The organism is Mesorhizobium sp. M7A.F.Ca.CA.002.04.1.1 (genome assembly GCF_004022805.1).
GTDB lineage: Bacteria > Pseudomonadota > Alphaproteobacteria > Rhizobiales > Rhizobiaceae > Mesorhizobium > Mesorhizobium ciceri.
Genome location: NZ_RZPL01000411.1, coordinates 1 through 5,067, shown reverse-complemented (window position 1 = coordinate 5,067; position 5,067 = coordinate 1). Strand labels below are relative to the sequence as shown.

General features: G+C 63.3%; 5 protein-coding genes. 4 read left to right on the top strand and 1 reads right to left on the bottom strand.

The window, feature by feature from the left end:
* Nucleotides 1–1,009 (top strand): tetratricopeptide repeat protein (locus ENZ75_RS20380; RefSeq protein ID WP_245481183.1); only part of this gene is annotated, 1,009 nt, incomplete at its 5' end.
* 82 nt (nt 1,010–1,091) lie between these two features.
* Nucleotides 1,092–2,546 carry a xylulokinase gene (gene xylB, locus ENZ75_RS20375; protein ID WP_063169802.1) on the top strand — a complete coding sequence of 485 codons (1,455 nt, stop codon included), beginning with the start codon at nt 1,092–1,094 and terminating at the stop codon, nt 2,544–2,546.
* 32 nt (nt 2,547–2,578) lie between these two features.
* On the opposite strand, the gene ENZ75_RS20370 is transcribed toward xylB, so the two are convergent.
* Nucleotides 2,579–2,941 (bottom strand): nuclear transport factor 2 family protein, encoded by a 363-nt coding sequence (locus ENZ75_RS20370; RefSeq protein WP_063169801.1) that lies wholly within the window; start codon nt 2,939–2,941, stop codon nt 2,579–2,581.
* Between the two features lie 112 nt (nt 2,942–3,053).
* Between ENZ75_RS20370 and xylA the strand changes: the two genes are divergently transcribed.
* Together xylA and ENZ75_RS20360 are read left to right on the top strand one after the other, a co-directional pair.
* Nucleotides 3,054–4,379: a xylose isomerase gene (xylA, locus tag ENZ75_RS20365; protein WP_128278272.1), complete on the top strand. Its 1,326-nt coding sequence runs from the start codon at nt 3,054–3,056 to the stop codon at nt 4,377–4,379.
* 236 nt (nt 4,380–4,615) lie between these two features.
* On the top strand, nt 4,616–5,067 hold a 452-nt coding region (locus tag ENZ75_RS20360; RefSeq protein WP_164887890.1), incomplete at its 3' end, for an N-acetyltransferase.

Here is a 5,067-nt window from a genome sequence, read left to right as displayed (position 1 = left end):
GCGGCAGAGGGGGATAAGAGAAAGCAGAACAAGAGAGACCACGCGAGAAGGGCGGGAGCGGCAGGTCGGCCACCAGATCGATTTCTTCACCGGCAATGCCCGCATGCTGCGCGACCGCATCGCTCGTGCCCTGCCTTCGTGGCAAAGCGGCATGCCCGGCTACCACGCCATGCTCGGCATGCAGGCTTTCGGGCTGGAGGAAATGGGTGACTATGTCAGGGCCGAGCAGCTTGGCCGCGAGGCAGTCGACATCGAGCCGCGCGACGGCTGGGCGCAGCACGCCGTCGCCCATGTCATGGAGATGCAAAGCCGGCAAAGGGATGGCATTGCCTGGATGCGCGCCAATCCGGAAGCGTGGACACGGGAGAGCTTCCTGCAGGTCCACAATTGGTGGCACCTGGCGCTGTTCCACTATGATCTCGGCGAGACCGACGCGGTGCTGGCCCTCTATGACGGCCCTATCTACAGCGTGCAATCGACGATGGCGCTCAACATGGTCGATGCCTCGGCAATCCTGTGGCGGCTCCACCTCGGCGGCGTCGATGTCGGCGACCGCTGGGCGGCACTCGCCGCCAACTGGGGCAAGGCGGGAGCGGGTCTTTATGCCTTCAACGACGCCCACGCGATGATGGCCTTCGTGGGTGCCGGGTTAGATGCGCCGGCCCTCGCCTTGCTCGAGGCTCAGCGCGAGGCCATGCGTGGCAGCGACGACAATGCGGCTTTCACGCGGGATGTCGGCCATCCGCTGACGCTCGCCATCAAGGCATTCGGTGAGGGCAGCTACGCCGAGACCGCGCGCCTGATCCGGCCGATCCGCGCGATCGCACATCGTTTCGGTGGCAGCCACGCCCAGCGCGACGTCATCGACCTGACGCTGATCGAGGCGGCCTTGCGCGCCGGTGAGGGTGCGCTGGCCAAGGCGCTCACGGCGGAGCGTTCGATGGCGCGGCCCGACAGTCCGCTGTCAGCGCTGTTTGTGCGACGCGCCGCCGATTTGTCGGAGAATTGACCCGAAGCGGATCTTGTTTTAAAAACTGGCCAAGCCAGATTTTTTCGAGACCCGAAAAAATTAACTGGCGTGGGAGGAAGACATGTATCTGGGCCTCGATCTCGGGACGTCGGGCGTCAAGGCGCTGCTGATCGATGCCGGGCAAACCGTCATCGGTTCCGGCCATGGTTCGCTTGATGTTTCACGGCCGCACCCCGGCTGGTCGGAACAGAATCCCGAGCACTGGATCCGGGCCTGCGAAGACGCAATCGCCGAGCTCAAATCCTCCCATCCGCATGAACTCGCGGCAGTCAAGGGCATTGGCCTGTCCGGCCAGATGCATGGCGCCACGCTGCTTGACGCCGCCGACAAGGTGCTGCGCCCCTGCATCCTGTGGAACGACACGCGCAGCCATGCCGAGGCCGCCGTCCTCGATGCCGATCCGCGTTTCCGCGCCCTGACCGGCAACATCGTCTTTCCCGGTTTCACCGCGCCGAAACTGGCCTGGGTGAAGAAAAACGAGCCCGCTGTCTTCGCCAAGGTCGCAAAAGTGCTGCTGCCCAAGGATTTCCTGCGGCTCTGGCTTTCGGGCGAGCACATTTCGGAAATGTCGGATTCTGCCGGCACGTCCTGGCTCGATGTCGGCAAGCGGCGCTGGAGTGCGGATTTGCTCGCGGCGACATCGCTCGATGAAAAGCAGATGCCGTCGCTGGTCGAGGGTACGCAGAAGGCAGGCGCATTGCGCAGCGAATTGGCATCGAAGTGGGGCGTCCAGGCCGGCATTCCGATCGCCGGTGGCGCCGGCGACAACGCGGCCTCGGCCTGCGGCATGGGCACGGTTGGCGCCGGCCACGCTTTTGTTTCGCTCGGCACGTCGGGTGTGCTGTTTGCCGCCAACGCTTCCTACCTGCCCAACCCGGCTAGCGCGGTTCACACCTTCTGCCACGCGCTTCCGAACACCTGGCACCAGATGGGGGTCATCCTGTCGGCAACCGATTCGCTCAACTGGCTGTCGGAAATCACCGGGAAGAGCGCCGGCGAGTTGACCACTGAGCTCGGCGACACATTGAAGGCGCCGAGCGGCGTGTCCTTCCTGCCATACCTCTCGGGTGAGCGCACGCCCTACAATGATTCCGCCATTCGCGGCGCGTTCACCGGACTGGCGCATCAATCGAGCCGTGCCGTGCTGACCCAGGCCGTGCTGGAGGGTGTAGCCTTTGCCTTTCGCGACAGCCTCGAAGCGCTGGCCACGGCCGGCACAGCCTTGACGCGGGTGACGGCGATCGGCGGCGGTTCGCGCTCACGCTACTGGTTGAAGGCGATTGCCACCGCGCTTCAACTGCCTGTCGACATTCCTGCCGACGGCGACTTCGGCGCCGCCTTTGGTGCCGCGCGGCTCGGCCTGATCGCGGCGACGGGTGCCGATCCGCTCGAAATCTGTACGGCCCCGAGGACGGACGCAACTATCGAACCGGATGCGGCGCTCGGCGGCGCCTATGCCGATGCCTATCAGCGCTACCGGGCGCTTTATCCGGCAATCAGGGTCGCCACGGCGTGAGCGATCTTTCGCCCACGCCGCGGCTGTCCGGCTCACTGCGCCGGCACCTTGTCGAGAAAACCGGTGACGCTCTTGAGGCGGCCGTTCTCGATGATTCCGATGTCGGTACCTTCGATCACCGAAGGCGTCCCCTCAGGTCCGAGATTCCACGAGAAGCGGATCTTGTCGGCAAAACCGTCCGGCGTACCCTTCAGCGAGAACCGGAAACCGGCAAAGCGCTGCTGCACGCCGTCGATCAGAGCCGCGACGCCTTCATGGCCATCACCCTGCATGAGCGGATCGCGGTAGCTGACGTCTTCCGTGAAGGTCGCCTTGAGCAATTCGGCCCGGCGGCCGGCATCGCTTTCGTTCCAGGCGGTGATGTAGTTTTCAGCGATCTTGGTGAGGTCGGTCATGGTCTGTCTCCTTCGTTTGGTGGCTTTGACATGACCCTTTTCAACCAGCGCCGGCGTGAAACCAATTACGCCTGAGGTAATGGCGTCAGAACTTTGTGAGAGGACAGAAATCATGAGCAGTGGATTTTTCGGCGACATCCAGAAGATCAAATATGAAGGGCCGGATTCGACCAATCCGCTGGCCTATAGGTTCTACAATCCCGATGAGGTCGTCGCCGGCAAGCGGCTGGAAGATCATCTGCGCTTCGCCGTTGCCTACTGGCACTCCTTTGCCTGGCCGGGTGGCGATCCGTTCGGCGGCCAGACTTTCGACCGGCCGTGGTTTCCCAAGGCCGGCGGCGTCGACACGATGGAGCTGGCAAAACTGAAAGCAGACGTCGCCTTCGAGATGTTCTCGTTGCTCGGCGCGCCCTACTTCTGCTTCCACGACGCCGATGTACGGCCGGAAGGCAAGGATTTTTCCGAGAGTGCGGCGCGCCTCGATGAGATCGCCGACTACTTCGCGGGCAAGATGAAGCAGACCGGCGTCAAGCTGCTTGGGGGCACCGCCAATCTGTTCTCCAACCGCCGCTTCATGTCGGGCGCGGCCACCAATCCCGATCCGGATGTCTTTGCCTATGCGGCGGCGACGGTAAAAAGCTGTATCGACGTCACCAAGCGGTTGAAGGGCGAAAACTACGTGCTGTGGGGCGGGCGCGAAGGCTATGAGACCCTGCTCAACACCGACCTTGCGCGCGAGCAGGAACAGGCCGGCCGGTTCCTCAGCATGGTCGTCGACTACAAGCACAAGATCGGCTTCAAGGGCACGATCCTGATCGAGCCGAAGCCGCAGGAGCCAACCAAGCATCAGTACGATTACGATGTCGCCACGGTCTACGGCTTCCTCAAGCGCTTCGGGCTGGAGAAGGAGGTCAAGGTCAATATCGAGCAGGGCCACGCCATCCTGGCCGGCCATTCCTTCGAGCACGAACTGGCTCTGGCCAATGCGCTCGGCATTTTCGGTTCGATCGATATGAACCGCAACGACTACCAGTCGGGCTGGGACACCGACCAGTTCCCCAACAACGTGCCGGAAATGGCACTGGCCTACTACCAAGTCCTGCAGGCTGGCGGCTTCAAGACCGGCGGCACCAATTTCGACGCCAAGCTGCGCCGCCAGTCGCTCGATCCGCAGGACCTGCTGATCGGCCATATCGGCGGCATGGACTCTTGCGCTCGCGGCCTGAAAGCCGCGGCGCGCATGGTCGAGGACAAGGCACTGTCGGCGCCGCTGGCCGAACGCTATGCCGGCTGGAACACGGCCGAGGGCAAGGCGATGCTTGCCGGCAAGCGCACGCTTGAGGATATCGCCGAGCGTGTCGTCAAGAAGAAGATCGAGCCGCAGCCGAGGTCCGGCCGCCAGGAACTGCTGGAAAACATCGTCAACCGCTACGTGTAGGGCGAGCGCCGCTTCATCTTTGGACCGACATCCGGCGCCACTGGCTGAAAGCCGCCGCCATCGCCATCTGCTAGTCAGCCCACTTCGCGACAAGCTGCCGAGGATCGCACAGATCTTCGGCAGCCTGCGTGGGACCAGGACGCTACACGTGTCACCGAAAGAGGGCCCGTGCGGCGGCATGTCGTCGTCCCAAACCGCTGTGCACTTTGGGCGACATGCATTGGCAGGAGACGGAAATGGCAGAGGATCGAATCATCGTGCGCCCTGCGCAGGCGAGCGATATTCCGGCGCTGAAGCAGGTGCTGCAGGAAACCTTCGAAGGCACCTGGCTGCCGAACATCACCGAAGCAGCCGCGCAACGCTATGTCGAGACGGATATTGGCGGGCGCTATGTCGACCAGAGCTGGCCTGAATTCGCCATTGCCGAGATCGATGGCGAGGTCGCCGGCTTGATCCATTGGCGCGCGGATTTCATCGAGGCCCTGCACGTGATGGCATCCCGTCAAGGCCAAGGTGTCGGCCGCAAGCTGCTTTCCCATGCCGAACAGGCGGTCAGTGCGGCCGGATTGGCGCAGGCGCGGCTGGAGACCGACACGTTCAACCTGCCCGCACAAGCACTCTACAAAGCGGTCGGCTATATCGAGAAAAGCCGCTATCCCGATGACGAATGGGACAGTGGCTTCACCAC